Raw genomic sequence first — 1,255 nt, 5'->3', positions numbered from 1 at the left:
CGCAACTCGATGATCGCGTGGCCGACTTCCAGCACCACGAACATCCAGCGCAGCAGGTTGCGTTGCACCTGGGGTTGCCCGGCGGCAAAGCCGTAGGCCTGGTGCAGCAGGTCGCGGGTGCGGCTTTCGAAACCCGACGCCAGGCCCTTGAGTTTGCCGCTGATGGCGAACACCACTTGCTCGCGCAAGTCCTGCTCCAGCCGACGCCACAACCAGCGGCTGTTGGGCGGCAGGATGATCGCGCCCGCCGCCGCACACACCAGCATGCCGATGACCATGGCGATGTAGTCGTTGATGAAGGTGTAGGGGTTGTAGATCGTGAGGTTGTCCGGCACCGAGCCGGTGCTGAAGAAGATCAGCAACCCGACGCCGACTCCCGCGTACTGCGGGCGCGAAGCCAGGAACGAACCGAAGATGATCACCGGCGCGAGCATCACGCACAGCAACGGGAAACCGTCGATCCAGGGGAACACGAAGAACATTTCGACAAAGCCCACCAGCGCCCCGATCAAGGTGCCGCAAGCCATTTGAAAGGCCATGCGCTTGGGGTTGGGGGTGGCGGCCGACAAACCCACCGTCGCCGCGGCGATCAGGGTCATGGTGGCGCCACTGGGCCAGGCCGTGGCCACCCAGTAACTGCCGAGCACGATCAGGATAAACGAGGCGCGAATCCCCGAGGCGGCGCAGGCCAGCCAGTTGGTTTTGGGGGTGTAGGGTTCGTCCCAGTGTTCGCGCTCGTGGCTGTGATCCGCCAGGGAGGCGTGGGTCTGGGCGTAGTTGTGCAAGTCGTCGACGAAGCGGTACAGCAGCTCATAGGCGGTGTGAAAGTCCAACAGTTCGGCGTCGCTGGGGGCGCTTTCCTGGAAGCGGGTGCGCAGGCTGCGCACCTTGGCGGGCAGGCCTTCCTTGTAGGCGTTCAACTGATTGGCCAGGCGCGCCGCATCGGGGCTGGTGAGCGCACGGCCGGAAAAACCGTCGAGCAGTTCCGCCAGGTCTTGCAGGCCCGGCTTGATCGCAGCCACCACGTGATCGGCCTCCTGGCTGCGCAGGCGCTCGAGCAATTGGTGCAAGGCGTTGAAGCGCGTGGTGATGCCCATGAACTCGCTGTTCAAGCGCGTCAGCCGGCCATTGCGCCGACGCATGTGCGGGTCTTCGAACACGGTGATGCTGCGCAGCCCTTCCAGGCCCACGGCTTCGGCGATAAAGCGCACGTTGCTGCGTTCAAAGCCTTCGCGCTCGCTGCGACCGCGCAGGC

The 1,255-nt window shown here is 64.8% G+C and carries 1 protein-coding gene; it reads right to left on the bottom strand.

Annotated features, from left to right (window positions below):
- Positions 1-1,255 (bottom strand): FUSC family protein (locus HX873_RS30840; RefSeq protein ID WP_177123740.1); only part of this gene is annotated, 1,255 nt, incomplete at both ends.

It is taken from the genome of Pseudomonas sp. P7758 (assembly GCF_013386485.1).
Classification (GTDB): domain Bacteria; phylum Pseudomonadota; class Gammaproteobacteria; order Pseudomonadales; family Pseudomonadaceae; genus Aquipseudomonas.
Note: the sequence above shows the minus strand (reverse complement) of the source record. Positions and strands in the feature narration are given on the sequence as shown.